The following is a 25,624-nucleotide window of genomic DNA, read 5'->3' as shown; positions in this document are numbered from 1 at the left end:
GCGAAGGCGCCCGGTCGTCTTGCCGACCTCGATGTTGGGAGCCGCGGCATCACGCCAGGGAACCAGGCGATCCGGGTAGCTCTGAATGCCGAAGTGATTCATGTCGTGCAGGTGCGCGACGCTCTTTTCCTGTTCCATTGCAGTGCTCCAGAAAAGCAAAGCCCCGCGCGCGGCGGGGCTGATGGTGATGTGAATGGTGGTCAGGCGAGCAAGACGGCCTTGGCCTTCGCCCAGAACGCCCGCCGCTCGGCAATGCCATTGATCCCGCCGTTGATGGCCCGCGTCAGGCCGACGAAGTCGCCAGCATCAGCAAAGCGGTTCAGGTTGTGGGTGTGCCAGTACCAGCCGGCAGACGCCGCCGCGTGCACGGCCTGCTCGAGCAGCTCGGGATGCGTCAGCAGGTCCAGGTGCAGGCCGAAGCCGCACAGCAGATAGTTCTTCCGCCCGGTGACCTGGATCAGGCCGCGCCCCATGAACCGCTTGCCGTCGCCCGGCTCGGTGTTGCCCAGATCCGCCATGCCCTCGTACCGGCGCTGGGCCGGCGTTGGGCCCCAGATTTCTCGAAGCAGCCGCAACTGCCCGGACTCGTGCGCAACCTGCGCCAGGAAGGCAGCCGCGCGCGTAGGCGTGTTGACCTCGAACTGCAGCATCGCGGCCGCCAGCGGCGCGGCGAACGCATCGGCGCGCGCGCCGGCCAGCGGCATGATGGCGCGCAGCTGCGCGGCAGTGACCAGCGCATCAGCCATGATTGCCCCCGTCACCGCGTCGCGCACTTCCCCCGCCACCTCGGCCAGGTCCTTGTCGCGGCGCTTCTCGATGAAGTTGAAGGTCCATCGGACGATGGCCCAGGCCGGCAACCCGCAAGCGAATGCCAACCCAAGCAGCGCAACCAGCCCGATGTACTCGTTCGCCCAAGACAGCAGGCCAAACTTCATGATTACGGCTGCCCCACCGCAGATCGAGCCGACGATAGTGCTAGTTGCACCGACTGCCCACTCTTTTGGGCTGCGCGGCCACGTCATGCACATGACGACGAGCGCGGCCAGCCCAGCGCCGATGGCGCCCGCGCCGGCCAAGCCGCCGATGAGTTTCCAGCCTGCTACGCTTACTGTGGTGCCGGTGATCGGCTCGGACATGTGGTTCCCCGGAAATAAAAAGGCCGCAGTGGGCGGGCACAAGAAAAAGCCGCCCGTAGGCGGCGTAGCTGCAATTTCAGGATTGAACAGGACGGAAGGATGATCTAATTGCCGCTTTGAGGCCACTTGGAGCGCACTATGTGGAAAGCCGGAGAGCACGAGGCGGTAGATGGGGAGTGTGAGCGTCTTTTCGCGCTGGCCGCATGGCTGGATGACCAGGGCGGGTCTCACGTTCCATCGGACCCTCAATCAGTCTTAGCTGCAGCCTGCCTCGACCAGACTCTCGAGCACCAAAAAGCCGTACTGCTTCTCACGAGAGCGTGTCTGCATGGGGCGGCCCATGCCCTCGGTCGCGGTATCTACGAATCCTTCGTTCGTGGCATGTGGCTCTATCGATGCGCCAGTGTCGTTCAGGTTGCCGCATTTGAGGCGCAGGATCAAAAGACACTGCCGCATCTGAAAGACAGCAGCAAGTTTGTCGCAGATATTGGCGCCGCCCTCGAGGGAAACGCCGTCCCCTCCAAATTCAGGGTTGACTACTGGCGCATCCTCTGTGACTTCGCACACACCGGGCCGATGCAAGCCAAGAGGCGGCTGGGATTCGAGGGGAGTCCCGCGGCTATGTTGCAGAAGAGGTGATCTTCGTATTACGAAAAGCAGGGTTTTTGGGCTCCTCGCGATGCTTGAGATGGCATCGATTGCCGGTGACGAAAATCTTCGCCGTCGCGTCTCCGCCAGAGCCTCGGACTACATGTCCGAATGCAAAACGATACAAGGAAACCTGACCCACCCCTAGATCCACGGATTCTTCTCGAATGTCGAACCGGCGAGAGTCCGCTGATTGCTGGTGAAACAAAAACGAGTAGCATCGCTCGGGCCGTCACGGTGGGTATCGGAGTGCGCCCTATGAGCGCCCTAGAACCGCGCGCACAAAGAAAAACCGGCTCCACGCCTGGGTAGCGGGAGCCGGCTCAACAGATTGATGATCTGATTACGCGCCGCTGATTGGTTCGGACATTTGTGACCCCGGATGTAGTGCCCGCTTGGGGCGGGATTGTGGTTGGCTACGGAATGGAGCGCAGATAACCGGCTAATGAGGGTGCCATGATTGTGTCAATCGCGCCTTCAGTGGGGTGGGTACCGTCCCCACCATAATTGTTTGCGGGTACCCACCTTTCGGGCATCGCGCCATCACCCAGCCCGGGAAACGTCAATGCAGAGCATCCCGGATTAGCAGCGGCCAATGTCTGCAGGTAGCTATTAAATGCAACCCTGTACCCGTCTTGCTGCGCATTATTGGAATTAAATGGGAGCAGCGGGATAAAGCAAAGATAGTTAATGCCTTTGCTATTACAGAATTCAATTATTTCAAGCGCCCTTGCCCTGTGACTCTCAAATGATCTATCCAAATTCGAGTACACATCGTTAACGCTTGCCGGACCGATAACTAGAACGTTTGGAACAACCCCGGCACTAATAAGCTCTTGCGTTCTCGCCCAATATTCATTGGAATTCTTTCCTGAACAACCGCAGTTTAGGTAATTGATAGGGCGCGACTGAGTGGACACGTCTGCGCAGCCGCGATACCCCCACGATGTAAAGCCGGCGGCGACCAGGGCGTCATTTTGCTCCGTCGAATCACCGCTAACCATAACGGAGAGCGCAGCGGCTCTGTAGCGGAAAACGGGGAAGACTTCGAAGCTATTTCCAGTCAATGACCCCACTGCTGCTGGATTAGAAACGCCTGTAGTGGAGCCGGTAAACTGCGTGAAGCGGCCGCGATTCGCAGAACTTGGGGTGCGGTTGTTTGTGAGGCCGGGGCCGCCAAGGAACGCAAAGTTGCCGTCGACCGACCCATCGTGCTGCGTGCGGACCATAATCAATGGGCGAGTGCCGCCGTCCGCACGTGGGATAGAGGACAGGGGGATCCAGTCCGACACGGCGTATTGGCTAGCACTCGCTGCCGACGGAATGTTGACAGACGACGCCCCTCCCCATGTAACGGGCCGCCACCCGGCGATGCTGCCAGCAGGGGCAAGTTGCGGGTAGGGAATGCCGCCAATGACGACCTGTGCCGTATTGTTCGTCGTATCGGTAGCAGCGGTTTCCGTCACGCCGACCAATGCGGTACAGTTATTTATCGCATTGCCAGCGCGATTCACCCAAACGATCCGAACTACGTCAAACGGGGCCTCAGCCTCCAACTTCAAGCCGTACGAACCGACCAGCGCAGACAGCCCAGTCGTTTGGTTATACGTAGCATTGTTAATGCAAGACCCAAAGTATTTACTTGCTCCCGAGAGCGAGCGTGCGCCAAACGAATATGCTTTTACTTTGGCGTTAAGCACGGAAAGGGGTACCCCAGACATCGGCATAATCAAGCCTCCCGAGCGGTGAAAGTTTGCCCCGTCGTCGCGCCAATGATGCTGATGGCGGACGGCGAGCAGTAGGACGCGGGCGATTCGTAGAGCGCGCCTGCGGGGAGTTGCAGGGAGGGTTGGCCGATGACTGCTGTGCCGCCGATCTCATTCAACCAAAGATCGCCTGACGAGTTGTTCTGGATCGACCACCCGCGCCGGTTGGCATTCGCAGCCATGAGCGCCTGCGCAGTGCCGCCAGTCGTGATCGACCCACTACGATCCGTCGGCGTGATGCTGGCCGGAACCGGGGTCGTCTGAAGGTCTGCAGCGGCGCCGTTCTTCACCCCAACGTGCCCAGCACCCGCCGTCCCATTCGCCACGCAGGTGAACGACCCAGACGTGATCGCCGTCAGCCGCGCACGGACTTTCGCCGCACCGCCGACCGTGACGTTGTAGCTGCCGGCGGCGTTGGCCGTGGTCGAGCCAGCGGACCCAGGTACCTTCGGGTAGGCCTTCATGGCGTACCAGGTGGTTCCGTCCGAGGTGCCCTCGAAGGCGACCGTGGCGCCTACGGGCGTGCCGGCCAGCGCGAAATCGACGCTGCCGAGGCTGTCGGTGGCGAGCTGGACGGCGTCGTTGACACTCTGGAGCGTCCCCGAGGCGGACTGATTCGGCGCGCCGGCCGGGAAGAATACTGTGGTCGTCATGTCTTAGAAGCTCCGCACAAAGGCGCCCCAGTAGCCGAGGCCACTGGCATCGATGAAATACATGGCCGGCGCGCCGTTCTTGGTCTCGTCAGCGGTGACCATGACCAGGCGCGGCAGGGTGAGTTGGCCGGCTGCCAGCGCGGCCGAGAGCGCGGCGAAGGTGGGGAAGTACGGGTGTGCCGCAACGGCGCCCCGGGGGACCTTCTTCTCGGCGCCGGATTGCGCGGCATAGAGGATGTCGGCGTCCGAGAGCGGCCCCGCGTCTTGAAAATCCTTCAGTTGTTTCCCAGCCATGTCTGGTACCCATTAAAAAAGCCACCCGAAGGCGGCTTGATGCGTTGGTGTGGTTTTCTTACTGCGGAGGCAGCGTCTTGGTCGGGTCGTGTGCGTCGTAGACAGCGAGCACGCCGGCCTGTACGTCCTGAGGTGTATCGTCGAAGAACTCGATGTGGCCATTCGGCGACCAGCTGAAATGCTCGCCAACTAGACCGCCATGCGTGACGAGCTCAACGAAGAACGTGGGTCCGATTGCCTTCATGGTTATCCCCTGACTTGGACGAGGTTGTTAGCGCCGCCGAGCAGCGTCGCGCTGGAGCCGCTCGAGGTTGCCCCGAAAAGTGTGGATAGGTGATAGCCCTCGGTCAGGCCATTGACGAGCGTGCCGCTAGTGAATGGCAGGCGGCTGAAGGTCGTGCCGGAGACACTCATTTCTTGCAGGTTGCCGTAAGCCGCGCCATCCATGCACTGAAGGGCCTGGACAGCGCCGCCTGATGTATTGCAGGACATCCGCCCATTCGTCTGCGTCAGGCCGCCATCGTTATCGGCCCAGACGATGAACTCAACACGCAACGCCGACGTGAGTTCACCGGAGCTGTTGTTGGTGAAGTTCACGTCCGTGAGCAGCGTCGCGATGCCGCGCAGCAACTGGCGATTGAACCAGTTCAGGCAGAAGACCTGCAGCGCTGAGTTCGCAAACTGCGATGCGCTCGTCGTCCGGATCATGCCCACCAGCGTGCGCGTTGCATCGCCGGTCTTCTGCTCGATGCCGGTCGTGCCGGTGGTGTGCCCCGTCGCCGATAGCTCCAGCGCGATCGAGCCCGCGTTCATGTACGCGTAGACGTAATACAGGGTCGATGCCGCCAAACTGGCATTGGTGATCGTCACGCCAGCGCCCGGAATCTGCTGCGGCACGCCGTTGATGATCAGATTGTTGCCATTGAAAGGCGAAAGCTTAAGGTGCGTTGCATCAGTAACGGACAACCGGCATTGCCCGTGGCCAACTTGGCCGAGTTGTACAGCATGCTGCGGCTGTGTCGCCGGCGCAACCTGAAGCGCACCGCCGGTGCACTCCAGCAGGATCCATGCACCGTTGCCGGAGTTAATCGCAGCATTGACCACGTAGATCATGTTTGCGATGCCGCCTGCAGGAAGCTCCTCCCTGCAGTGGCGAGAGGTTCAGGCCGTAGATCGGCTTTGCTGCGAGACCATCGGGAGCATAGGTCGAGGCGCCCGTATTGGCGTTCGCGATCTGGACCGACTGGCGCACGCCATGCACCAGCGTACCGGAGACACCGGAGACAAGCGGCGTCGAATTGGCTGCGGCATAAGCGTTGACTGCGCCGGTGTCCGCGAGAATGACTGACTGCCTGCCAATTGCCTTGATCGCCAACAAGAGTTGATTGAACGCCGCCTTGTTGAGTGTGAGCCCCGCGCTGGTCACGACGTTTGCCAGCTCCAGCATCACGGCATTCAGCCATTCGGCGGGCAAAATCGTCGCCGCGAGGCCCGTAGCAGGGTTCCCATCCGTGAAGAAGCCGGCGGAGCCCGGGGCCGTAGACGACGGCTGCGTCGCTGCCGCAGTCGAATTGTCGATCTGATACATATCGAGATGAGTCCTTATAGAGCAACAACCGGAGCACCGCTCCCGTCAACGACTGGCGCCCCTAGATAGGTGACCACCGGAATCGGTAGGTCGTAGGCAAACAGAACAATGGAATGGGCCGGAGCGACCGCCCTGATCTCGCACTCAAGAACGGCGTTACCCCAACTCCCGAGCGCTTCGCCTGCGGCCGACTGGCCGGCTCGAAAGCGAATTACCGATGCGGATGGAGCGTGAAGCGACCAAGCAAAGAACCAATCCGGCGACCCAACCGGTTGCCCCGCACGGCTCTGCCCGCAGCGGAACGGCGCGTGGTTCTCGACCTGGGCGTCGTACCCGAGATTCGCTGCCAGACCAATGAAGTAAGCGACCGACTGGCCGCCGCTGCTCGCCAGTTTCGCGACGACTTGGTTTCGACGCACTTGGATCGTTGGCGAGACGCCTGCGCATGGATCCGGGAGGCCCAGCGTTAATTCCCACTCGGGCAGCAATTCGACAGTCGTGACCGGGAACGCGTCGATCAGGAGTCCACTTGCTCTCGCGTTGTTTCTGGCATAAATCTGGACTAGACCGGCCAAAACTTTGGATTGGGTTGAGTCAGCATCTCTCGGCCATACTCGACCACGAGGCATGAGCGCCTGCATCGCGGCCAGGTAGTCGGCCGCGGAATAGTTTGGCGCGCTCATCAGACGTATGAAATCGTGCCGACGGTCGGGAGTTGACCGATCGTCGTAGTGATATTCCCCGCCGGGACCGTGATGACGAACCCAGCGGTACCTGGGATCGCAGCAATGGCCGACTCGATGTAAGACAAGGCAACCGTTCCGCCCTTCGGGGTCCCGTACTGCACGAATACATTAGCGATCGCCGCGGAGATGGCCGCCCTGGTCGCAGTCGTCGCCGACGACAGGCCGCTGATGGTGAAATTCTGCGGCGCTGCGGTGGGCGCACAGACATACACCAACGCCGTAACCGGCTGTAGTGCGTAGAGGTAGTTGGCGATGATCAGTTGATCTCCGGTGGCAGTTGGCGTTCCGCGCGTCTCGCTTGTTGCAACGCCATTCACACCCTGCGGGAAACCGTTGTGGGCTGATTCGGCATCATCAAGCATCGCATAGACAACCACCGTTCCTGCGCCGAAACCGTTGCCATTGGACCAAGCACGGGTCACACCAGGCACCTGCAGCGCCCAAGTCACGTAGTCGTTTCCCGCGCCGCCTTGCGGGACTAGCTGGAATGCGCCGAGAACGCGAGCATAGAAATCGTCGTCCCCTCTGCGTCCGCTCCGCCGGCAATCGCAGTAGACGCCGCACCAATGGATTGGACGCCAGTGATCGCCGATCCAAGTGTCATCGCCGTGCCAGACGCGCAGTTACCGTTTGCGCCGGCAGTGCTGTCGAGTACGGTGGCCACCGCCGTGCCGCCAGACCCGACCACAGCAACAGATTGCGTCGCGTATGTCTCGCCATCGCCGCGGACTACTGTGGAGCCCGATGGGATCGTCGCTCCCACCGCGCCGCTGAACGTGACAGAGCCAGACGCCGCGGTCGCCGCCTTGCGATAAACATTCTTGAATGCGCCCCATGCTTCCAGGAACTCCCCTGACGCGGTATAGGGGACGGCTTGCTTGGCGATCCAGTCAAGGTAGCCGTAGTGGAGGTGAGCGAGACCGGCCTGCACATCGCCCGTTACCTTCAGATTCGCAATCCTAAGCAGCGGGTCAGAGCCCGGCACGCTGGACGCAATATCCGACGCGACTTGCCTGCGCAGATCGGAGAGTGTGGGCCTAGAGAACGGCATTAGTTAATCCCTTGCCATGCCCACGCGTAAGCACTTGCCGCCGCGGAGCCATCCTGTTTGTAGGCGACGACGTGCGCGCCGAGTTCGCCTGTTTTCGTCCACTCGACCAGCACGTCGAACTTGGCAACCACCCCATCGTCAATAAGCCATTGCAACGCCTCAACGATGTAGTCATAGGCGCGCTGTAGTGTTTCCTGCGTCTGCTTCTCGCGCGACAGCAGCCACAAGCGGGAGCCGATCTTGACCGTCTGCCCGTCGTCGCCCCACCATCCACGCGGGTCATTTGTGCCGCCGGGGATCACGTCGCTGTCATCCGCCATCCTGTCAGTGAACAGGCTGATGAGCATGGCCGTTTGCAAGTCATCACCAGAGGCGAGAAGCGGGCCCGCAATCTGCCAATCGCCGCGCGAATTCGCGGCATCCCATACTGTCTTTGTGTCGGCCATGGGCGTAAAAAGGCCCGCCGAAGCGGGCTTGAGTTGGGTGGTGACGTACTACATCGAATTGCTTGGGACCGCAGTGTTGCTAGAGCCAAACTGCACGCCGCCATGGGTGTGCTCGTCGTACAGCACTCGCATCTGCGCGATCGTGTGCGTATTCGTGTCGGCGTTGTCGATGATGTCGCCAGTGCACTCCAACAGAGGCGTGACCATGCGCACCTTGGTTGCCGCATTGATCGTAACCGTCGTCGCGCCGTCGACTTCGACAGGCTGCCCGTTCGCCTTCACGAAGATTCCGCCCGAGGCCGTCAGATAAACCTGCTTTCCGTCCTGGCTGTAAATCATGGTTTCACCTGGACTCAACCCCTCGGCCGCGACACCTGGTGCACGGTGCCGAGCACTACCCCTTGAGAGCGATCACCGCCGAGGAAAACCACGATCGCGTCCGATCCGACCGGCGGATTTGAGGCCAAACCGAACTCAGGGACGCGCGGCGTGTTATCTCGCGTCTCCTCCGCATTCAGCTTGACCTGCATCATCTGGACGCCGCCCGCATCGTTGACAGTGGTCACAAGTGATCGAGCCAGCGACAGCAGAACGCGCCTAGCCAGGCGCTCTATGATTCCGCGTTGGTCACTCATTGTCTTGGCGCCGGGATAGCAAGTTCAGGGTAGAGGTTCTGAATCAGGATCGGCTGCGGCTTAAACGCATCCGGTGTCATCAAGGTCAACTCGGCATGGGTTCCCGCCTCACTGAGACTCAGCGTCACCTCGCTAATCAGGTAGCGAACCGGCTCCAAGCCACCCGGACCCTTAGACACTTTGAGCGACGGAATCAGAACGTCTATTAGCTTGTTAGGCTCCCATATGTTGCCGCCCACGTCGCGCCAGTTGTCGACCACGACATGCAACACCTCAGAGCGTCCAGCCCGTCGCGCGACCTCCCAATCTGCGCGCTGCTTGCCGACACTCCAGCCCAGTTCACCAGACTCCGAAATGATGATTCGGCGTCGATGCCGCGGGACGTTCACATCTATGGATGTGTATGCGGGTTGACCGACTGCATTCAGATCCATCAGGTTGTTCGTCCCGATCATGACGGCAGTCACCTCAGAATAGCGCTGGTCCATGGATCGCTCCACGCCCGCGCTCTCCATGTTGACGCCCTCCTGGACGCCGCTCGACATCGCCAGATAGCTCGCGCGAGACAGGATCAGAACCCCATCCCGCCCCTCATAGACCAGGACCGCACTAAACCGAGCGGCCCGCTCGATGATCTCGTATGCAGTCTCCCCCAGCATGATGTTCTGCTGCGGGATGACTGTGAGATCAGAAATATCGCACTGCACATCAACGGTGTACGCAGATGCCAGCTTCTTCGCTATGTCGTACACCGTGCAATTTGAGATTTGCCCGGCCGGCCACTCCGCGGCGCAATCAAGAAGATCCTGGCACTTCCCCGGCCTGTGACACGGATTTCGTGCGTGTTCGGACTGATGCTGGAGCCCACGCGGTCCACGTACCCCGTAACAATAGGCGTATCACCAACCATCAGCTTGCACGTGTCTCCAGGCTGGACAACGACATCGCTGGCCTGGCCGGGGTATAGTTCCGTCATTCCAAGCTCGAAATCACTGGGGAATCGCTCGATCCCGCTGGTGACTCTGAGTCTGGTCCAGCCAGACAGCATGCAGTCATGGACGGATAGCAGAATGCTGTCATCTACCATATGTAAATTACACCTCGGCACTGGAAATGAAAAATATTGCGGTAGCTCTACTTTTCTTCTCGACTTCCGCCATTGCGGACGAATGCAAGTTCAAAACGCCTAACGCGATTGTTTGCACTACCGCAGAAGCAGCCGCGTATTCGTATCAGGCCTTTGGGTTCGACATCCGACGCACGAACATTGACTACAACCGGAAAATGCTCCAGGACTCCGGCTGCGGGCGAACATATGCAAATACGTACAAGACTGACGATGTTCGCGGATATGTGGAAGGAAAGCTTGCCACCCCGAGCGGATGGGTTCGAGTGAGGCAGATCATCATTAACGATACTGGGGCCGGGTTCGTGGCGAGCGAATATCTTTCATGCAAACATCAAGAAGACAAGGCGCGGAACTGAGTTGGCATAAACGCGGGGTGCACCGGGTCAGCCTGCGTCACCAGCTCGTCGCTTCGGGTCGTATCGCGGTACAGCCGATTCGCCAGCACCAGCGCAGGAAGAGGCGCCCCGAACGAATACGTCTTGGTCGCCGCCAGGCCGCCGCCCCGGCTGTTGAAGTCCTCGACAAGCGCTTGCCGCAACGCGCGCAGGGCGAGATAAACCTCGTCCTCGCCTTGATCCGCAGCAGTCGTGATCTCGTTGTCGATGAGTTCGGCGATAGCGTCTCGCACCATGACAGAGTCATCTGCCGAAAATGGCTGGTAACTGGTCGCCGAGATCGCGATTTGTGCAATCACGGAGCGGCGCAGTAAATCGCCGCATGCAGTCTGCACCGCGGCCTGTGCCACAGCGATTTGAGAAGCCCCGTTATTGGCGTGGGACTGTATGTCATCAGGCTGGAGAGCAGCCGGATCGCATCAGCCGGGGATGCGGCAGACCCAGCAAGGGCAGATACAACACCTTGGGCTGCCGTCGCGAACGTCGCTGGATCGGCGAGCACATTGGATGCAGCGGACTCAAGGGTGGCACCTGCCGTTGCGACCGCGGCCCGGTTCACCGTGTCAGCGACGATCAGGCTCGATACCGTCGCAGAAGTGGCCTTCTTACTAGCGGAGGCCGCATAGCCACTATTGCCACCTCCAAACAGCCGGCCAAAGTTCCCGGCAAGCGTGGAAATCGAGTTCCAGAACCGTTTTACGTCGTGGATCAGCGTGTTGATGGCCTGATACCAGCCAACCGCTGTAGATACCGCCGCCTGGATTGCCGCGGCGCCAGCAACCACTGCTGACGCCAGCGCCTTCAAGAATCCGAGGAACGTTGGCGTGTATAGGCCGGCAGCGGCTGTCTTAACTGCGTCAGAGGTCGGTTTCTTTGTTTGCGGGTAGAGCCGATCTCCGCCCAGCACAAAGACTAGCCGGACCTCGATAACCCTGCCGCGATCCCAGGAGGCGCCAAACTCCAGCTCCATGCAGTTCGCCTTCAGCGTCCCGAGCGTCGGATGCACGAGCGTGCCGAGACCCTGCTTCGCGGTCATACCGCTTAGCCCGCCCTGCACCACCTCAATCAGCTTATTCCGCTGAGCAACAACAGATCTACCGTAGCCAGAAGAATCGTAGGCCAGGCTGTTTTCGATAAGGAATCCGTTGATCCGCAGAACCGTCGTTTGTAGACCAAGATCCTCGACCCAAGGCCGGGTTTCCTTGCTCGGGTATTCGTGGACAACGGAGCGGCGCCCGAACGTCCCGCTATCAGACAGAACCCCAAACTTGACGCCGTTGTAACTTGCCTGCCTAAGTTGACTCCAATAGTCACCCCCGCCGTTAAACAGACTAGCCAGCTTCCCAGCTGCTGCCGCAACACCGCCGATGCTGCCGACAGCGCTGCCGACCCTGCTTGCGATGCTCATACAGATGGCCCTGTTACGTTAGCGTTTCCGATATTGACCGATGCCGAGACATTGCCGGACGACCGAACCGACGACTTCATGCCGGCAGGTGCATTCGTAAAGTTGACCTCTACCACAACCTTGCCAGCAGTCGCGGATTCACTCATGCCGGACTGGTTCGCCGCGACGATGGGCGACGACTGGCCTGCGTACAGAGATGCGCCAGGCATCTGCGATTTCACCTTGGTGATGTAGTCGCGCGTTTCCGCAGGCAATGCACCCATCCCGTATTTTTTAACGTTACCCGGCCCCCAGTTGTACGCCGCGGCGGCTTTCGACAAGTCACCCCCATTCGCCTTCAGCAGGTCGCGGTAATAGCGCGCCGCGGCGTCCGCAGACTTGCCCAGGTCATTGGGGTCGTCTAGCCCATATTGCTTAGCGGTGGCATCCATGAACCCAAAATGACCCTTTGCACCGCGCTTGGAAAGCATGTCTTTGCCGCGCGAGGACTCGGCGCTCCATACGCCGTCCAGCAGGCCGGAGGGAAGCCCATATTGCGACTCTAGCCCTGAGAACAAATCAGCCGCGCCAAGGCGCTGCTTGGAGGAGGCAGAAAGCTTTGCGCCTCCACCATCCTTCACGCTGTCCAGTTCTTCTTGCGTGTACCCGCCCGTCGCAGCATGGTCATGCCGGTTCGTCCCGGTAAAGTAGTCATTCAGCGACCAGCGCTCTCCGCCAGTCGCCCATTGAACATACTTGTCGTAATACGGGCGGGCAAGAGTTCCGAGCCCATACCCGCCCGCCGCAGCGGCGGCTGCAGGAAGTGCGACTTTCGATAGGGCTGCAGCAGCAGTAGGCGCAGAGACTGTAGCCAGCAGCGCTAGGTTCGAAATCAGGCTCAGCACACCAGCAATCGGCCCTGCGAACGTGATCGCAGCGAGGCCGATGGCAATACCTTTCACGCCGCCAATCGCATCCACAAACTTGCCAACTGATTCGGCGGTCTTCTCCCAATCAACATGGTCCAGCCATGTAGCAAATTTCTCGACGTACTCGGCAACCTTGGTCGCCGCCACCTCGCCGTACTTGTCGATCAGTTTTCCGACCGCGGTCATCACCCTCTCGACGGCGGGGGCCATCGCGTTGCCGAACGCGTACTTGAGCTTTGTCGCCTGCCCCTCAAGTTTCAACAGGTTCTCATTGAACCTATCGGCTTGTGCCAACTGCTTAGCGTCGATGATCGGTGAAAACTTCTTGGACCTCACAGTCAGCTCATCAATGCCCTTCTCGCCCTTCTGCAACATCGGCAAGAGGGCCGATAGCCCGAAGGTGCCGGCGATTAACTGTTGCGCCTGAACGTTTCCCTTGCGTGCGGCTATGGCGTTTGCCACGTCCTTCAGTGCGCGCGTGGCATCAACTGATCCGTCTTTGGTCCTCTTCATCTCGATGCCGAGCATGCGCATCATGACGAGTGCCGGCTGGTTTCTTCCCCAAGTGGCGTCGTTGAGGACATTGCCAACGCCCTGCAGTCCGCCAGTCATATCCTCGGCAGACAGCCCGGCCAGTTTGGCCGCATTGCGAAACACCTGCAGGTCGTTCGCTGAAACGCCGATGACTCCAGACGTGCGCTGAATCTCTGATCCAGCCTTGCCCCACTCCGTAGCCAGCGCCGTGATGCCCGCAACCGTACCGATACCGGCAATCGCCGTCAACGCCGGAACCATGGACGTGACATGACGTGCAGCATTCTGCGCCGCGCTACCGATGGACTTCACGCCCTTGGCAACCCGGTCAAGCCCAACCTCCTTCCCGAGGGCCGCGAAAGATGCCTTCAGGTCGGTTGCCGGCTTCGTGACGTTAGCGATCGACGCCTTGATCTTGCGGATAGAGGCTGTCGCCTTATCAACCGCAGAAATCGTTACCTGGAACGTCGATGCCGCCGCCATTACTGCTCCATATTCGTCTTAATGCGCATTGCCTGCTCCAGCCACCACTGCAACCGAGATAGGCTCAACCGCCAGGCATCTTCAGGCCCCCAGCGGTAGAAATGCGTGACCTCGGCGACTACGCTTCCGCAGCCGTCGGGCCATCGTCGGTAAAACCCCCGAGATACTCGTTCGCCTCCGTAAAGTCACGCTGCGAAAGCTTCTCGATAGCAGACCGGGGCACGCCGGAAATGAGGTGAATCAGCGTGATGCCAATGCCGATATTGGTTGAGGCCGACATCGCCTTGTCCAACTCGCCAGCAGTCGGTTCGCGCAGACTCAGGGAGTCGTAGACCACTTCGGTTTCACCGGAGCCGAGCTTGACCGGCTTGCGCAGCTTGATCGTCTTTTCTTCGGGTTGGCTCATGGCTTAGCTCGTGGTTTCCGATACTTTCGGGCCTTCCCATTTCACATCAATGGTGGCGTCCGTTGATTTGACGGTCTGGTCTTCCACCGTCCACATGTTGCGGCCGATGATCGTTTTTCCGTTGGCGAGCTGGGCAACAACGGTAACGTTGTCCATGCCATTTAGGTCGGAGACGGTCAGGCCGCCCGTATCGCGCAACGTGCCCGAGATCGAGCCGACGCGCTTCTTTTCACTGAAGCCATGGACGTCATCCATGCCGACGAGCGACTCTCGCGTGACCGTCGATGGGTTGTATTCGAAATCGCCGACCAGTAGATAGTTGACACCATCCACCGTCAGGCTTGCGGTACCGGCAAGGCGGTTGGGATTTGCCATCGTAGGCTCTCCAGAAATGAAGAAACCGCCCGAAGGCGGTTGTCAGTGTTGAGGTTCGCTTACGACAGGCTGAATTGCATCAGCAGCGCAAAGATGCGCAACTGAGCAATCAACACGGCCGGATATAGCACGTCCACGCGGTTTGGGTTGCTGCTGTTTTGCTGAACCAGCAGGCCCTTCGCGAACTCATCGCTCTGCTGTACGAAGCCGTTGTATTCCAGCGTCTGATACTGCGCGATCAAGTCGGCCTTGATGATGGCTGGCGTAACGATGGCAGAGCCAGGCGCAAAGCGCGTGCCGTCTGCGGCAAGCTTCATGCGCGAATACTTGCTGGTCACGACCGAACGGAGTTGGCGCAGCACATATGCCAGCGTGAACAGCGTCTCGGCTTCGAGATAGCTGTTGTCAGCCTGGCCGAACGCGTTAAGTTGATAGGTGGTGATCAGGTTCTCGATCGACACCGTTCCGTCGGCGGCCACATCGAAAGTGGAGATGCCATCCCACAGCAGCGTGTTGCGGTCGGTGAGCGCGAAGCGCGATTGCAGCGGAGGGGCAAGGAACGTCGAAAGCGCCAGAGTCTGCAGCGGACGAGCAGGATCGGCGCGAACGGACGCCGCCGCGGTCGCGGCCAAGTCAGCCGCCAAAATCCATGCGGGCGAAGGCGAATCGTTGAACCCCATTACGGACACGTGCTCATCATTGCGAGTCGTGCCGAACGTAGTCAGCGAGCCGAGCGTGCCGCGATAGCCCGCGAAGGCGTGGCCGTAGATCTGCTTGCTCCAACTCCAGCGGCCAGTCGCACTACTCAAGAACGACTTGATGACGTCGAGCGAGGTCGAATCCGTGTACGGAAGTGCGATGAAATCGAACTCTTTGTCCAGCAGGTTCGCCAGCCCGGTCGTCAGCGTCGGATTTACCGCGCCGCTCGCCATGGCAGTGATAGTCACGGCCAAGCCAACCGGGAGCGATTCGCCGCCCGCCGCGCCGCGGTAATTCAGGCGAATGTCGATGTCGTTGCCGGCGAGTCCCTTGTTCTTGGCCGTGAGGGTCACAGTCGAGGTCGTGGCAGCTGCGGTAACCGGGAGGTCGCCGATCGCATTGATTGCCGCGGCAAGGGCCGTCGCGAGTTGCGCAGTCGTCTGCGTCGAGGTCACGGTCATCGTGACGCGCTGGCCTGCGATATACAGATACAGCACGCCGGTCGCCGTTGCCGCCGCGGTGAACGCGAGCGTACCGGTAGCGGCAACGGCCGAGCCATCGTCAGCGAGCGGAAGATACCAGACTTCGCCGAATGGATCGGCGGCACGGTATGCAGCAGTCATCAGCGCGAGCATCGAGCCTTGGCCGCCCACCGTCTTGGCTTCCGTCGCGCCCTGCGAAATCTGCGGAACGCCAGCGACACCAGTGCCAGAGGCGGTCATCTGGCCGATGATCAGCGCGCGCTGGGTAGTCGCGCCGGTGTTCGCGTTGCTGTTGTCGAGCTCAGCGTAAAGAGCGGAACCCGAAGGTTGCTCGGGATGTTCTTGAAAGGAATCGTCACTTGGCGTTCTCCAAAACAAACACCCCGCCTAGGCGGGGTGTTTGTTGTGTGCGGTTAGGAATTAGGCCGCTGCGCCCTTGGCGGGCTTGGCTGCAACGGGCGCGTCAACCTTGATCGCATCGCCGTCGTTGATCCGACGAATCCAGAACAGATCGAAATCGTCGACCTCCTGGCCTTCGTCGGCAATGAATTGCTTCGTCACCGGATCGCGCAACCTGATCCCAGGCGCTGGCTTCACGAACATGGTCGTTCCTTTATTGAGGGAGAGTGATCGTCAGGGCGCCTTCGTCGCGGCCATCTGGGCCGGAAATGCGCTGGTCCTGCAGGACTTGCGTGCCATCCGACAGCACAACCTGCGTGCCGTCCCCTAGGGTTACCGGCGCCTCCGGCTGTACCGAGCCAGGGAAAGGCGGGTTCGGGTATTGCCCGCGCGAATCAAACGGATAAACGGTGTCAACGTGAACGTTGACCGTCTCCAACGGGACCACTGGGATCGGATAGAAATCCTCTGGCCCCTGATAAAACTTGACCTCGATCTGCATTACGAGCTCCGCCATGGGCATCTCGCCCTCGGAACTCGTATTCAGATCCGAGTCCACCGATGTGAACTGCTCAATGCGCTGGCCACCAGTCGGATCAGACCAGATGACAGGGTTATTGATCAGCGTCACCTCTATCTGCGCCTTCAGGCGCTCTGCGGCGGCGAGTGCAGCAGCGGAGCCGGCGTCACCTACCAACGCTGCAGACTTTGTTCTCGCAACGATCTCAAGCGTCGCATAAACGTCGAACTCGGGCGCATTAGGACCTAGCGACACCTTCCGCTCCTTGCGAGCATGCACAAGGATGAGCGGGTAGTTATCGGGCGCGGTCGCCCAATCGAACGGCGAATACACTGCCTGCCCCGCATCGGTCGCTCCCTTCAGCGCATCCACAAACAGGCCGCGCAGGTCCGCAGATGTCGTCATGGCGAGCTAACCTTGCTGAGCAGCAACTTCATGCCGCCGCGGCTATCCGGGCGCGCGTCTCGCACGATGTAGGTCGTGTTGACGCTCAATACCGAAAGCTTGTCGTTCTGAAGAGGCTTCGTCGGGAACTGGGAAAGCTGGATGCCGAGGACCGCGCTGACCTCGGTCACGCCTGTCGATGCATCCTCGAACATCACTTCCTTGAGGTAGGCATCGTCGAACACGGCCGTGATCGAGAAGGACCCGCCGGCGGCCGGCAAGTACGTCGCCGGCTCACCGAATACGCCCATCAGCGGGCCCAGGACCGCCACATCCCAGTTGACGGGCATTACGACCCCGCGCGGCCGCTCAGCAGAACCTCGGGGCGGGTGCACAGGTACAGAGGGTACGAGTACGCCTCCATCTTCCACCACATGCGCCGATCACGATCCACGATCGGCAGCACATATACCGGGGCGCCTGGCTGGTTGATGAATTCAGCCGACTCGCCCGGGGCCAGGACTTCCTGGAAGATGCCAGGTGCGTTCACCGGGAAGAACTTGACCTTGTCGTCGGCGATCTTGACGGTCGAATTGTCGTCCGAACCGCGGTAGTTCACCCAGGTGATGCCGTCGAATTCGAACGAGGCAAACGCATCGCCGAATGCATCGTCGCGAATGTCGCGCGCGCCTTCCCAGTTCAGGAAGGTACGGATCACGTCCGGATGGTTCGAGAAAGAATCGTAAAAGGAGTCACCGCACAGCGCCATGATGCGGGTCGACTGCGTGAAAGCGCCCTGCGCCTTGCGGGCCATCGAGCGTTTGATGCCGTTGATGATCGGACGCAGGCTGTTTGCGGTGCCAGCGGCCAGGTTGAAGCCGGTTTCTGCGGCCTGCGCGATCTGGAACTCATCGAACCAGTTGTACAGAACGGAGCCGTCCTTCGGGTCGAGCACCAGGCCCTGCACCGCAGCGAGTCGCAGATACTCCTTCGTGTACTCGACGCTGGCCAGCAGGCCGGTCGGGCCAGCCAGCCGACGCGCAACTTCGCGCTCGAGTTGCATCGGCACGGTCACGATCTGGCCCGTCGGGCCTTCCGGGAACTCGCGAATATTCTGGATTTCGTATGTGTGGACCGTGTCGTCGTGCATCAGACGCGGCACGTCGAAGTAGCGCATCTTGCGCTTCTCGGTCGTACGTTGCGTGCCTTCGGTGCCGCGCTCACTGAAGCCGATGAGCTTCAACGTACCGGTACGCTCTTCGACCGACACGGCGGTGGTACGGATCGGGTTGGGATCGAAGATGTTCAGGCGACCCAGCGCACCCGGTTGGTACGGGTTGCGCTGCACTCCCTGCGTCAGGGTCAGTGCGCTGAAGGCGTCGCTGTTGAAGATGTCAATGATTTCGCCAGCCATGGCTTGTTCCTTTTGGAAAAGAAAAGCCGCCACGCTGGCGGCCTATTGAATTGCGGAAACGAAAGAGCCGCCCGTGGGCGGCTTGCTGGTCAGATCAATTGCGCGCTACCGCGGCTGGATGCCGAGGGCCTTCAATTGCGCGGTGGCAGTGGCGATCGCGGCGGCGCTCATGCCAGTCGGCCATACCAATTCGGAGGCGTTCACTTCACACTGTCGGACGACCACGGCGCAGGGCTTGTCGACGGTCGTGACGTCCTTGGTGGCAAACAGAATGCCACTCGGAACCTGCGATCCGTCGACGTTGGCCGGGTCGAAGGGCTTGTACTTGCCCGATCCAGTTGCGACCGTGACCGCGAAGCTGTCGCCCGGAACAAACGCCGTACCGCCGGCCGTGATCGTGAACGACAGGCCGCCCGCCTTGAAGGCGACGCCGGTCGTGCCGTGGCCAACTTCGGCGCCCGCCGGATCGGACACGATGAAGTGCGTGGCGTCATCGAACTCGACAGCGTAGGCACCGACCTTGGCGGCGTAGCCAGCGGCGGTCAGCGAACCCATCGTCCCGTTACCGGTATTGGAGCCGCCGGCGGCCGAAGTAATGCCCGGGTTACCGGGTGCGGCAGTGGTCGTCACAGTGAAGGTGTCGCCAGCCACGAAGGCGGTGCCGCCGGCCGTGATGGTGAAACCGATACCGAGAGCGCTGAATGCGACGCCGGTCGAACCGGTTGCAGTCTGGCCATCCGGTGCGGTGACCGTAAAGGCCGTCGCAGCGGTGAACAGGAGGCTGTAGACGCCAATCATCGTCGCCGGCGCAGCCTGCGCCGTGATCGCGCCGAACGTGCCGTTACCGGTGTTTGCACCGAGTGCGGCAGCCGCTGCGGTGACTGCGGACGTGACGGTACCGAGCACGGTGCCCGCCAGGACCTTGACGCCGCCGGTCAGCGCTCCCTGATCGATCGACTGATGGCCGTTCGCCTGCGAGACGAGAAAGCCGCCGTTGTGGAATGTCTCCTGAAACGGCGTGTAAGTGGGGTTACCCATGATTCAGTTCCTTTGGGACAGAAGTGGTTAGCGGCGGCTCGACGGGTTGGCAGCCTTCAGGTTCGCGTCCCAGCGGGCCGCCAACGCCTGCTGAGGAGACGGCTTGGCGCCGCCATCGGCGCCGAGAATCGGGTTCCGCGTCGATCGATTGACGTGCGCTGCCGGTGCCGGCGCCGGCGCGCCCTCGAGCGTCGCGATCGCTTCGGCGCGTGTCATCCGCGTCTTGAACGCCAGGTTCGCCGCGAGCATGGGATTGCGAGCGGCAGCTTTGGAAGCGAAGATCGCAGCGCAACGCACTTGCTCACGCAGCCGGGCGCGAGCTACTGCGCTCTTCCCGCGCATTTCTTCATCGTCGTCTTCGGCGTCCGGATCGGTGTCGTCATCGTTCTCGCCACGTGCCCGTGCCTCTTCTTCCCTCTTGCGCTCTTCCTCGGCCTTCGCCTCTTCGTCTTTGCGCTCTTGTTCGGCTTTGCGGGCCTCTTCTTCTTCCTTGTCCTTCTCTTCCATGCGCTTGGCGTAGTCATCGTCCGCCTCGCCTTCACGTTGCTTTCGCTCGTCGTCTTCACTTTCTGCGCGAGCAGCGCGGGTAGATATGCCGACGAGATGGGCGAACGAGAGCCCGCGCGCCGCGAGGGTGCGAATACTCATATTTGGAACCTCTTGGGTGGGGAGTGTCAGCCCAGCTCGGCGAGCAGGGATTCGAATGCTTCGTCCGGCGCCATCACGGCGTCGGCAAAGCCGATCTCGACGCCAGCGGCACCGAGAAACGTTGTGGCCTGCGTCTTTCGAACGACGTCGATAGGCAGATTTCTGTTGCGGGCTACGGTAGCGACGAAGAGCTCACCCATTTCGTCCACGTCAGCCTGAAATCGCTCCAGCGCCTCCTTGGATAGCGGGCTAAACTGATTGCCGTCGGCCTTACGATCGCCGTATTTGATAATCGTCACCGCAATGCCGGCCTTGTCGATCGCCTTACTTTGGTCGATATGCATGCAAATCACGCCTACTGACCCCGTCCCGCCAGTGCGCGGCACCGTGATCTGCTCGCACGCGCTGGCTAGCGCATACGCCGCGCTATAAGCGCATTCACTCAGTATCGCCAGAGTCGGCTTGACGCTCCGCGAGCTGTAGATCAGATCGGCAAGGTCAAAGCAGCCCGCCACCTCGCCGCCCGGTGAATCCACTGACAGGACGATGGCCTTGACCTGGTCATCATTCAGCGCCTCAAGGAAGTTATAGCGGATTGCGTTGTATCCGAGCATCCCCGAGTATGGCCGCAGGTTGCTACTCTTCTGGACTAGCGTCCCAGAGACGTCGATGATTGCGACACCTTGGCTCAGATCGTAGGGCGTTTCCTCATAGGCCTCAGACGGACCATCGTCCCATTCGTCATATGCCATCGGCTTGACGATAACCGGTGCGTCGCCTGCAAACGAGACATCGCCGATACCGAATCGGCTTGCGAGCGCCTTCGCGATAACCTGCCCTTTCGATGGGTGAATCGCCAACGGGACATCGAATATCCGCGCTGCTGCAAATGGATAGCTTTTCATTCTGCTTGCGGCTCCCCGGCAGCTTCCGTTGCTGCCTCTCCAAACCATTTCGGCGGAGGCAGACCAAGGCGCTTGAATTCGGCAACTTCGATCGCGCGCTGGTTCAGCACCTCTTCCCAATCGAGGCCTTGCTCTGCGCACTCGCGCTTCAGTGTCGATAGACCACCATCAAGACCAAGGATGGCACCTTGCTTTTCCTTGACAGGATCAACCCAGCCGCGCGCCACACCAAGCCAGTCACAGCGTGCGTATGCCGTCGCGGCCTCGATAAAATCCGGCGCATTGCGCGGGAGAACGTCGTCTAGATCGCCGCGCTCCATTCCTTCCTGAAGCCAGGTTGCATACATGGGCGTCGCGGTTCCGACCTTGAACTCAGTGTTCCGCCTGGATAGCGTCTTCCAGCTCTCGAGCAATGCAGCGCGAGCGCTTGAGTAGTTGGTCTTCGACCAGTCCTGCGTGATCTGTTCTGCAGATACACCCAATGCGGCCGCGATCGATCGGAGCATTTCGTGCGCAAAGTCAGAAAATCCGTCATGCGGGTGCGCAGCAGCTACCTGCTTGATTTCTTCGCCAGGCGCCAGGGTCGGCACGCGAACATTATTCAGCATCGCCGGCCGCTCTTTCGACCAATCCGCACGCAGATCCTGATAGAAGCCCAAATCTTCGCCTTCGCTGTCCATCGCAGATTCGATCATCTTGGGATCGAACGGGCTCGTCACGTACGTGCCGAAGATGGTCGCCACCGTAGCGGCCTGCAGTTCGACGCCGTAGTACCGCGCAAGCATCTTCGCGTGCTTGAGCACCGGGGTGAATATGCCTATGCCGCGGTGTTGGCCGGCGCGATCACGCTCAAAGTCATGAATCACTCGGCGCCAGCCGTCTGGATCCTCGCGTTCGATACGCTCCCATACCATCGACTCGTAGGCGTTGTACCAGTCGTTCTGCTCGGCCTTCCGGATGTGATATGCGATCGGCACGCCGTTCTCGTCGATCTCCACGCCGCCGCGGAGTTGCCGCGTATCCATCATCTGATATGGATTCGACAGACGGTCCGGATCTACCAGCAGGAACGCCGTTGCATACTTAGCCGCGCCGCGACCGACGCGCTCTGGCATCCAGTACGTGACGAACAGGCTTTCGCCATCGACCAGCTTGTGCCTCAAACCGAGGCGAAGCTGTTGCGAGATAGTGAGTTCCCGGGATACATCGTTGTAGTGACCAAGGTCCTCGGAGTAGCCGCGCCACAGCGCCTCGACGGCGCGACGGAATTCATCCGCCCAGGTCGCATCAAACCCTTTCGAGAGCATCGAAAGGGCAAGATAGTCGGGATTCGCCGACAACCGTAGGTGCGCACCGACCGTATTGTCGAGAATCCTGGTGACGCCGCCCGATGCCCAGCCGTCGTTACGCGCCAGATCCCTGTGACGCGCGACCATCTGGTCGCGGTGCAGGTTGATTTCCGAGTCCGGCGAGCGAATCCAAGGCTGCCAGTTACCCATCTCGGGCGTCTGATAGCTCGACGCTTCATAGGGAAACGCATTCGAGTATGGCGGCACGGAGAGCACCGTACCACCCAGCCCAGTATCAGCGCGCGCACGACCGCCGGCAGGCAGATCCCCGAAAGGCTTGCCGCTAGAGTCGACGATAAGGGATGGCATTAAAACAAGATCCTTCGGGCCCGCGGATAGTGGCAGATGATGCCTAGCGCCTTCTGCAACATGAGGATGCTGCGTTGAATCTGCGCGATGTCGCTCTGCTGATACGTGACCGACTTCGTGCCGTCGCCCTGGTTGTAGGTAGCCGTCACGATCTTTCCGCCCATGGACAGGTCGAAGTAGGCCGCCTGCAAAGCGGCCAACCGCGACTGCATGTCGGCAGTGTTCATTCCATCCGTGATGGCCATTTTTTTCCTATGCCAAGCGACTGGCGAGAGACTTTTTCGCAGGTTTTGCGTTTGCTTCCGTGGACGCCATTGCTTCCGGCGTCGCCACCGGCGGCGACGCGTCTGCAGCTGGGGGCGCCCAAACGCCATCCCCGCCCATCTGCAACGGGATGGCTATGTCGTCCGCGCGCTTATTCAACTTGAGTCCAAGGTGAGTCAGGCCACAGAGCGCGCCGTAGGCATAGACCCGGCAGTCAAGGGCCTCATTGGCACGTCCCGGCGGCAGCTCCCACACCCGGAATTTCTGGCCGCTGACGACTTTGACAACAGAGCGCTCCGACGTCAGCTGCTCGAAGTAGCCGATGTCCCGATCACTCGGGAAATGCATGTAGCCGGCGCCCGGGTTCTCGACGTGCAACCGGTTTCGGATCGTGTCCTTGGCCGCATTGACCCCCAAGATGACGGGGCGGAAGGATGCTTTGGTGCGCCGGGACGGCTTCTTCACGGGCCAAACCGGGTTCCGCTTACCTGCAACTGCCGATTCTCCCTTGATCGCCCACACCCGCCGACCAAGCCTGGCCTTAGAGAAGTCATAGACCTTCTGCGTATGGTGACCGCCGGAGTCGATACAAACGGCCATCGCCTCAAAGCCGCGACCATCCGCGCGATGCCAGATCCGATTCAGCAGCGCATCAAGGCGCCCCCAGGGATCTGGCGTTTCCATATCACCCTCAATCACCTCATAGGCGATCGACCAACTCTCTTCATTGCGGCCCCACCCGACCACTTCCACTTCGAATCGGTAGTCCTGCGTATCCACACCGATGGTGATGACGGCAACGCCGTCAGGCACCGCGGCCGGCCAGCGCTCGCCACGAGAAAGCAGCGCATCGAGGCGCAGCGTCTTGCCCGAGTTCGGTCGGTATGGCAAGCCGGCCTGGGTATTCCACCAGGTCTGTTTCTTGTCCTCATCACCCTGAGCAGCAAGCCACTTCGCGGCAATGTCGGACGGCTTATCCTTCTGCCACGGGCTATACAGCTTCCCGGCCTGGAAGCCGGCATGCTCGTTATCGACCCGCCAAGTCCCGCAATCAGGGCACTTAGCCCTATAGACTGCGTACCTATCGCTTTCCCACCAATCCCATACAGCCGACAAGGCCGCCTCTATTGTGGTAGCGCGCTCATCCTCCGGGCCGCGCCAGGCGCGCTCGTAGTCATCGAGCGGGACATGCCGATTGCCACAGCACTCGAATGGGCGCGTCTGATGCCATCGAACTGAGCGCAACGAACGAAGGCGATCGCCTTCGGACCAGATCTCGCCACACGACTCGCAAGCAATGCGCGCCGTCTTTGGGAAGTGCTCGAGCACATTCCCATTTTCATCGCGTCGTTTTTCCCAATCGACATGTTTGAAGAAGTCGAGGAACATGCGGTGCCCGCAATGCGGGCAGGCCACCGATGCGCGTCGCTGATCTGAGTCCTTGTAGCTGCTCTCGATCCGGCTCTCGTCCTCAACCGTGGGCGAGCAGGCGCGGACGGAGAGCCAGTTCACACCGAACGTCGCCGTACGCTCTTCGGCCAGCGCGATCGGCTCACCTTCCCGCGTGACAGGGTACTTATCGACCTCGTCCGCGAGGATCACTCGCACCGGGCGCCGCGCCAGGTTGTCCGGACTGCCGGCGCCGGCTAGGGCCAGGAATCCACCTGGGAACGCCTTGAACAGCAGCGTCTCATCCGCGTTGCGGGTCTTGCTGGTACCGACGAGATCCCGCAGAACCGGTGTCACACGGATCAGTGGGCTGATCCGCTCCTTGCTGAACTGCTCTGCCGCGGCCTCCTTAGGCTGCAGCAGTAGGATCGGGCACGGATCCAGGTGGGCGAAGTACCCGAAAATATTCTCCAGCAGTGCGGTCTTGAGCAGCTGCGTGCTGACCATCGTCGTGATGACGTGGACGCCGGGCTCGGTGACAGCCAGCATGGGGCCGCGCGCCACCTCAACGGTCGACGTCGACCAGTTACCCGACGTGCTGCCGGCCTCCTTCGCCAGCTTGCGATACTTGTCAGCCCATGCCGGCACGCTGATGCGTGGCGGAGGTGTCCATGCCCGCCGACAGGCGAGCCGCAGCCGCTCAGCCTTCTCGCTCGGTGAAATTGGCCTCCGGCTCACCGAGGTCGGTGATTTGCTTGTGGACATGCGCGGTGAGGGCCTCGGTAACCTTGTCTGCTTCGAGACCGAGATCAGCGGCCAACAGCGGGCCTACCCGCGTCGGCCAATTCAGCCATGCATCACGCTGCGCACGGAACTCCTCGAAAAGGATGGCTTGCGCGGTATCGAACTCGACAAGCGACCCGGTCTTTTGTTCGTACTCGAGCTGGCGGAGCAGCGCGAGGTACGTTTCCTTTTCTCTAGCGCCTCGGCGTAGGTCATCTTGACCTCGCCGGAATCGGCTAGCCGCTTCGCCGCGTCCTGCAGGCTCTCGCCATCAGAAATCGCCGGCTCGGTGCGAACGGGCTGCGAACTGCGAACCGGGTGCGAACTGTTCGCACTAGGGTTCGCAGGGTTCGCACCCTTCGCATTCGCTTCGCGCCAGGCCGTTCCGACCAGCGCCGGATCAAGTGACCCATCCTCGAAAGCCTTGAGCCTGTTGGCTT

General features: G+C 60.7%; 32 protein-coding genes and 1 pseudogene. 3 read left to right on the top strand and 30 right to left on the bottom strand.

Features of this window, described 5'->3' with window-relative positions:
- Positions 1 to 200 precede the first annotated feature (200 nt).
- The gene (locus tag OMK73_RS39115) at positions 201 to 746 is read right to left on the bottom strand and encodes a glycoside hydrolase family 19 protein (protein ID WP_267606334.1); all 546 of its coding nucleotides are present in this window, start codon (positions 744 to 746) and stop codon (positions 201 to 203) included.
- A gap of 528 nt (positions 747 to 1,274) precedes the next feature.
- Between OMK73_RS39115 and OMK73_RS11720 the strand changes: the two genes are divergently transcribed.
- Positions 1,275 to 1,775, top strand: a complete 501-nt coding sequence (locus OMK73_RS11720; RefSeq protein ID WP_267602221.1) for a DUF6988 family protein — start codon at positions 1,275 to 1,277, stop codon at positions 1,773 to 1,775.
- A 425-nt stretch (positions 1,776 to 2,200) separates the two neighbouring features.
- On the opposite strand, the gene OMK73_RS11715 is transcribed toward OMK73_RS11720, so the two are convergent.
- The 13 genes and pseudogenes from OMK73_RS11715 to OMK73_RS38295 all read right to left on the bottom strand — a co-directional run bounded on the left by OMK73_RS11715 (position 2,201) and on the right by OMK73_RS38295 (position 10,011).
- The gene (locus OMK73_RS11715; protein ID WP_267602220.1) at positions 2,201 to 3,298 is read right to left on the bottom strand and encodes an SGNH/GDSL hydrolase family protein; all 1,098 of its coding nucleotides are present in this window, start codon (positions 3,296 to 3,298) and stop codon (positions 2,201 to 2,203) included.
- Between the two features lie 215 nt (positions 3,299 to 3,513).
- The gene (locus OMK73_RS11710; RefSeq protein ID WP_267602219.1) at positions 3,514 to 4,203 is read right to left on the bottom strand and encodes a hypothetical protein; all 690 of its coding nucleotides are present in this window, start codon (positions 4,201 to 4,203) and stop codon (positions 3,514 to 3,516) included.
- Between the two features lie 3 nt (positions 4,204 to 4,206).
- Positions 4,207 to 4,497: a hypothetical protein gene (locus OMK73_RS11705; protein ID WP_267602218.1), complete on the bottom strand. Its 291-nt coding sequence runs from the start codon at positions 4,495 to 4,497 to the stop codon at positions 4,207 to 4,209.
- A 58-nt stretch (positions 4,498 to 4,555) separates the two neighbouring features.
- A complete protein-coding gene (locus tag OMK73_RS11700) occupies positions 4,556 to 4,741 on the bottom strand; it encodes a hypothetical protein (RefSeq protein ID WP_267602217.1) in 186 nt (61 codons plus the stop codon).
- A gap of 2 nt (positions 4,742 to 4,743) precedes the next feature.
- Positions 4,744 to 5,610 carry a hypothetical protein gene (locus tag OMK73_RS11695; RefSeq protein WP_267602216.1) on the bottom strand — a complete coding sequence of 289 codons (867 nt, stop codon included), beginning with the start codon at positions 5,608 to 5,610 and terminating at the stop codon, positions 4,744 to 4,746.
- Positions 5,582 to 6,085, bottom strand: coding sequence for a hypothetical protein (locus tag OMK73_RS11690; protein WP_267602215.1), 504 nt, complete (start codon positions 6,083 to 6,085; stop codon positions 5,582 to 5,584). The genes OMK73_RS11695 and OMK73_RS11690 overlap by 29 nt, the downstream gene beginning before the upstream one ends.
- Before the next feature lie 14 nt (positions 6,086 to 6,099).
- On the bottom strand, positions 6,100 to 6,768 hold the full coding sequence (locus OMK73_RS11685; protein WP_267602214.1) for a YmfQ family protein: 669 nt from the start codon (positions 6,766 to 6,768) through the stop codon (positions 6,100 to 6,102).
- Positions 6,768 to 7,882 (bottom strand): annotated as a pseudogene (locus tag OMK73_RS11680) (baseplate J/gp47 family protein). Before OMK73_RS11680 ends, OMK73_RS11685 begins: the two are co-directional and overlap by 1 nt.
- Positions 7,882 to 8,328, bottom strand: a complete 447-nt coding sequence (locus OMK73_RS11675) for a phage GP46 family protein (RefSeq protein WP_267602213.1) — start codon at positions 8,326 to 8,328, stop codon at positions 7,882 to 7,884. The pseudogene OMK73_RS11680 and the gene OMK73_RS11675 overlap by 1 nt, the downstream one beginning before the upstream one ends.
- Before the next feature lie 48 nt (positions 8,329 to 8,376).
- Positions 8,377 to 8,667, bottom strand: coding sequence for a hypothetical protein (locus OMK73_RS11670; protein WP_267602212.1), 291 nt, complete (start codon positions 8,665 to 8,667; stop codon positions 8,377 to 8,379).
- A 14-nt stretch (positions 8,668 to 8,681) separates the two neighbouring features.
- Entirely contained in the window at positions 8,682 to 8,894 is a 213-nt protein-coding gene (locus OMK73_RS11665; protein ID WP_267602211.1) for a phage baseplate assembly protein, read from the bottom strand.
- A gap of 65 nt (positions 8,895 to 8,959) precedes the next feature.
- Entirely contained in the window at positions 8,960 to 9,715 is a 756-nt protein-coding gene (locus OMK73_RS11660) for a phage baseplate assembly protein (RefSeq protein WP_267602210.1), read from the bottom strand.
- A complete protein-coding gene (locus tag OMK73_RS38295; protein WP_324291805.1) occupies positions 9,703 to 10,011 on the bottom strand; it encodes a phage baseplate assembly protein in 309 nt (102 codons plus the stop codon). Before OMK73_RS38295 ends, OMK73_RS11660 begins: the two co-directional genes overlap by 13 nt.
- A 65-nt stretch (positions 10,012 to 10,076) precedes the next feature.
- Here OMK73_RS38295 and OMK73_RS11655 point away from each other — a divergent pair, with 65 nt between their 5' ends.
- On the top strand, positions 10,077 to 10,448 hold the full coding sequence (locus OMK73_RS11655) for a hypothetical protein (RefSeq protein WP_267602209.1): 372 nt from the start codon (positions 10,077 to 10,079) through the stop codon (positions 10,446 to 10,448).
- Here OMK73_RS11655 and OMK73_RS11650 read toward each other — a convergent pair.
- From OMK73_RS11650 to OMK73_RS11575, 16 genes are all read right to left on the bottom strand, one after another.
- On the bottom strand, positions 10,424 to 10,786 hold the full coding sequence (locus tag OMK73_RS11650) for a hypothetical protein (RefSeq protein ID WP_267602208.1): 363 nt from the start codon (positions 10,784 to 10,786) through the stop codon (positions 10,424 to 10,426). The genes OMK73_RS11655 and OMK73_RS11650 overlap by 25 nt on opposite strands.
- The gene (locus OMK73_RS11645) at positions 10,783 to 11,895 is read right to left on the bottom strand and encodes a DNA circularization N-terminal domain-containing protein (RefSeq protein ID WP_267602207.1); all 1,113 of its coding nucleotides are present in this window, start codon (positions 11,893 to 11,895) and stop codon (positions 10,783 to 10,785) included. Before OMK73_RS11645 ends, OMK73_RS11650 begins: the two co-directional genes overlap by 4 nt.
- Positions 11,892 to 13,820 (bottom strand): phage tail tape measure protein, encoded by a 1,929-nt coding sequence (locus OMK73_RS11640; protein ID WP_267602206.1) that lies wholly within the window; start codon positions 13,818 to 13,820, stop codon positions 11,892 to 11,894. The genes OMK73_RS11645 and OMK73_RS11640 overlap by 4 nt, the downstream gene beginning before the upstream one ends.
- Positions 13,821 to 13,938: 118 nt before the next feature.
- Entirely contained in the window at positions 13,939 to 14,226 is a 288-nt protein-coding gene (locus OMK73_RS11635; RefSeq protein WP_267602205.1) for a phage tail assembly protein, read from the bottom strand.
- 3 nt (positions 14,227 to 14,229) lie between these two features.
- The gene (locus tag OMK73_RS11630) at positions 14,230 to 14,601 is read right to left on the bottom strand and encodes a phage tail tube protein (RefSeq protein WP_267602204.1); all 372 of its coding nucleotides are present in this window, start codon (positions 14,599 to 14,601) and stop codon (positions 14,230 to 14,232) included.
- A 59-nt stretch (positions 14,602 to 14,660) separates the two neighbouring features.
- On the bottom strand, positions 14,661 to 16,160 hold the full coding sequence (locus tag OMK73_RS11625) for a phage tail sheath subtilisin-like domain-containing protein (RefSeq protein ID WP_267602203.1): 1,500 nt from the start codon (positions 16,158 to 16,160) through the stop codon (positions 14,661 to 14,663).
- A 42-nt stretch (positions 16,161 to 16,202) separates the two neighbouring features.
- The gene (locus OMK73_RS11620; RefSeq protein ID WP_267602202.1) at positions 16,203 to 16,385 is read right to left on the bottom strand and encodes a DUF2635 domain-containing protein; all 183 of its coding nucleotides are present in this window, start codon (positions 16,383 to 16,385) and stop codon (positions 16,203 to 16,205) included.
- Between the two features lie 10 nt (positions 16,386 to 16,395).
- On the bottom strand, positions 16,396 to 17,106 hold the full coding sequence (locus OMK73_RS11615; protein ID WP_267602201.1) for an ABC transporter permease: 711 nt from the start codon (positions 17,104 to 17,106) through the stop codon (positions 16,396 to 16,398).
- A complete protein-coding gene (locus tag OMK73_RS11610; protein WP_267602200.1) occupies positions 17,103 to 17,435 on the bottom strand; it encodes a head-tail joining protein in 333 nt (110 codons plus the stop codon). Before OMK73_RS11610 ends, OMK73_RS11615 begins: the two co-directional genes overlap by 4 nt.
- Positions 17,435 to 18,499 (bottom strand): major capsid protein, encoded by a 1,065-nt coding sequence (locus OMK73_RS11605; protein WP_267602199.1) that lies wholly within the window; start codon positions 18,497 to 18,499, stop codon positions 17,435 to 17,437. Before OMK73_RS11605 ends, OMK73_RS11610 begins: the two co-directional genes overlap by 1 nt.
- A gap of 105 nt (positions 18,500 to 18,604) precedes the next feature.
- Positions 18,605 to 19,537, bottom strand: a complete 933-nt coding sequence (locus OMK73_RS11600) for a head decoration protein (RefSeq protein WP_267602198.1) — start codon at positions 19,535 to 19,537, stop codon at positions 18,605 to 18,607.
- 27 nt (positions 19,538 to 19,564) lie between these two features.
- On the bottom strand, positions 19,565 to 20,044 hold the full coding sequence (locus OMK73_RS11595) for a hypothetical protein (RefSeq protein WP_267602197.1): 480 nt from the start codon (positions 20,042 to 20,044) through the stop codon (positions 19,565 to 19,567).
- Between the two features lie 167 nt (positions 20,045 to 20,211).
- Positions 20,212 to 21,090, bottom strand: a complete 879-nt coding sequence (locus OMK73_RS11590) for a S49 family peptidase (protein WP_267602196.1) — start codon at positions 21,088 to 21,090, stop codon at positions 20,212 to 20,214.
- Entirely contained in the window at positions 21,087 to 22,748 is a 1,662-nt protein-coding gene (locus tag OMK73_RS11585; protein WP_267602195.1) for a phage portal protein, read from the bottom strand. Before OMK73_RS11585 ends, OMK73_RS11590 begins: the two co-directional genes overlap by 4 nt.
- Positions 22,748 to 22,993, bottom strand: coding sequence for a gpW family head-tail joining protein (gene gpW / locus OMK73_RS11580; protein WP_267602194.1), 246 nt, complete (start codon positions 22,991 to 22,993; stop codon positions 22,748 to 22,750). Before gpW ends, OMK73_RS11585 begins: the two co-directional genes overlap by 1 nt.
- Positions 22,994 to 23,000: 7 nt before the next feature.
- The gene (locus OMK73_RS11575) at positions 23,001 to 24,950 is read right to left on the bottom strand and encodes a phage terminase large subunit family protein (protein ID WP_324291719.1); all 1,950 of its coding nucleotides are present in this window, start codon (positions 24,948 to 24,950) and stop codon (positions 23,001 to 23,003) included.
- Between OMK73_RS11575 and OMK73_RS11570 the strand changes: the two genes are divergently transcribed.
- Positions 24,898 to 25,395, top strand: a complete 498-nt coding sequence (locus OMK73_RS11570) for a hypothetical protein (RefSeq protein ID WP_324291718.1) — start codon at positions 24,898 to 24,900, stop codon at positions 25,393 to 25,395. The two genes, OMK73_RS11575 and OMK73_RS11570, sit on opposite strands and share 53 nt — an antisense overlap.
- The last annotated feature ends 229 nt before the right edge of the window (positions 25,396 to 25,624 follow it).

It is taken from the genome of Cupriavidus sp. D39 (assembly GCF_026627925.1).
GTDB classification, from domain to species: domain Bacteria; phylum Pseudomonadota; class Gammaproteobacteria; order Burkholderiales; family Burkholderiaceae; genus Cupriavidus; species Cupriavidus ulmosensis.
This window is presented reverse-complemented; position numbering and strand designations above follow the sequence as displayed.

Excerpts from the sequence above, each read along its gene's own strand:
- OMK73_RS39115 (WP_267606334.1), bottom strand. The coding sequence starts at position 746 with ATGGCTGATGCGCTGGTCACTGCCGCGCAGCTGCGCGCCATCATGCCG.
- OMK73_RS11720 (WP_267602221.1), top strand. The coding sequence starts at position 1,275 with ATGTGGAAAGCCGGAGAGCACGAGGCGGTAGATGGGGAGTGTGAGCGT.
- OMK73_RS11710 (WP_267602219.1), bottom strand. The coding sequence starts at position 4,203 with ATGACGACCACAGTATTCTTCCCGGCCGGCGCGCCGAATCAGTCCGCC.
- OMK73_RS11705 (WP_267602218.1), bottom strand. The coding sequence starts at position 4,497 with ATGGCTGGGAAACAACTGAAGGATTTTCAAGACGCGGGGCCGCTCTCG.
- OMK73_RS11700 (WP_267602217.1), bottom strand. The coding sequence starts at position 4,741 with ATGAAGGCAATCGGACCCACGTTCTTCGTTGAGCTCGTCACGCATGGC.
- OMK73_RS11695 (WP_267602216.1), bottom strand. The coding sequence starts at position 5,610 with ATGATCTACGTGGTCAATGCTGCGATTAACTCCGGCAACGGTGCATGG.
- OMK73_RS11690 (WP_267602215.1), bottom strand. The coding sequence starts at position 6,085 with ATGTATCAGATCGACAATTCGACTGCGGCAGCGACGCAGCCGTCGTCT.
- OMK73_RS11685 (WP_267602214.1), bottom strand. The coding sequence starts at position 6,768 with ATGAGCGCGCCAAACTATTCCGCGGCCGACTACCTGGCCGCGATGCAG.
- OMK73_RS11675 (WP_267602213.1), bottom strand. The coding sequence starts at position 8,328 with ATGGCCGACACAAAGACAGTATGGGATGCCGCGAATTCGCGCGGCGAT.
- OMK73_RS11670 (WP_267602212.1), bottom strand. The coding sequence starts at position 8,667 with ATGATTTACAGCCAGGACGGAAAGCAGGTTTATCTGACGGCCTCGGGC.
- OMK73_RS38295 (WP_324291805.1), bottom strand. The coding sequence starts at position 10,011 with ATGCTGTCTGGCTGGACCAGACTCAGAGTCACCAGCGGGATCGAGCGA.
- OMK73_RS11655 (WP_267602209.1), top strand. The coding sequence starts at position 10,077 with ATGAAAAATATTGCGGTAGCTCTACTTTTCTTCTCGACTTCCGCCATT.
- OMK73_RS11645 (WP_267602207.1), bottom strand. The coding sequence starts at position 11,895 with ATGAGCATCGCAAGCAGGGTCGGCAGCGCTGTCGGCAGCATCGGCGGT.
- OMK73_RS11640 (WP_267602206.1), bottom strand. The coding sequence starts at position 13,820 with ATGGCGGCGGCATCGACGTTCCAGGTAACGATTTCTGCGGTTGATAAG.
- OMK73_RS11635 (WP_267602205.1), bottom strand. The coding sequence starts at position 14,226 with ATGAGCCAACCCGAAGAAAAGACGATCAAGCTGCGCAAGCCGGTCAAG.
- OMK73_RS11630 (WP_267602204.1), bottom strand. The coding sequence starts at position 14,601 with ATGGCAAATCCCAACCGCCTTGCCGGTACCGCAAGCCTGACGGTGGAT.
- OMK73_RS11620 (WP_267602202.1), bottom strand. The coding sequence starts at position 16,385 with ATGTTCGTGAAGCCAGCGCCTGGGATCAGGTTGCGCGATCCGGTGACG.
- OMK73_RS11615 (WP_267602201.1), bottom strand. The coding sequence starts at position 17,106 with ATGACGACATCTGCGGACCTGCGCGGCCTGTTTGTGGATGCGCTGAAG.
- OMK73_RS11610 (WP_267602200.1), bottom strand. The coding sequence starts at position 17,435 with ATGCCCGTCAACTGGGATGTGGCGGTCCTGGGCCCGCTGATGGGCGTA.
- OMK73_RS11605 (WP_267602199.1), bottom strand. The coding sequence starts at position 18,499 with ATGGCTGGCGAAATCATTGACATCTTCAACAGCGACGCCTTCAGCGCA.
- OMK73_RS11600 (WP_267602198.1), bottom strand. The coding sequence starts at position 19,537 with ATGGGTAACCCCACTTACACGCCGTTTCAGGAGACATTCCACAACGGC.
- OMK73_RS11595 (WP_267602197.1), bottom strand. The coding sequence starts at position 20,044 with ATGGAAGAGAAGGACAAGGAAGAAGAAGAGGCCCGCAAAGCCGAACAA.
- OMK73_RS11590 (WP_267602196.1), bottom strand. The coding sequence starts at position 21,090 with ATGAAAAGCTATCCATTTGCAGCAGCGCGGATATTCGATGTCCCGTTG.
- OMK73_RS11585 (WP_267602195.1), bottom strand. The coding sequence starts at position 22,748 with ATGCCATCCCTTATCGTCGACTCTAGCGGCAAGCCTTTCGGGGATCTG.
- gpW (WP_267602194.1), bottom strand. The coding sequence starts at position 22,993 with ATGGCCATCACGGATGGAATGAACACTGCCGACATGCAGTCGCGGTTG.
- OMK73_RS11575 (WP_324291719.1), bottom strand. The coding sequence starts at position 24,950 with ATGCTGGCTGTCACCGAGCCCGGCGTCCACGTCATCACGACGATGGTC.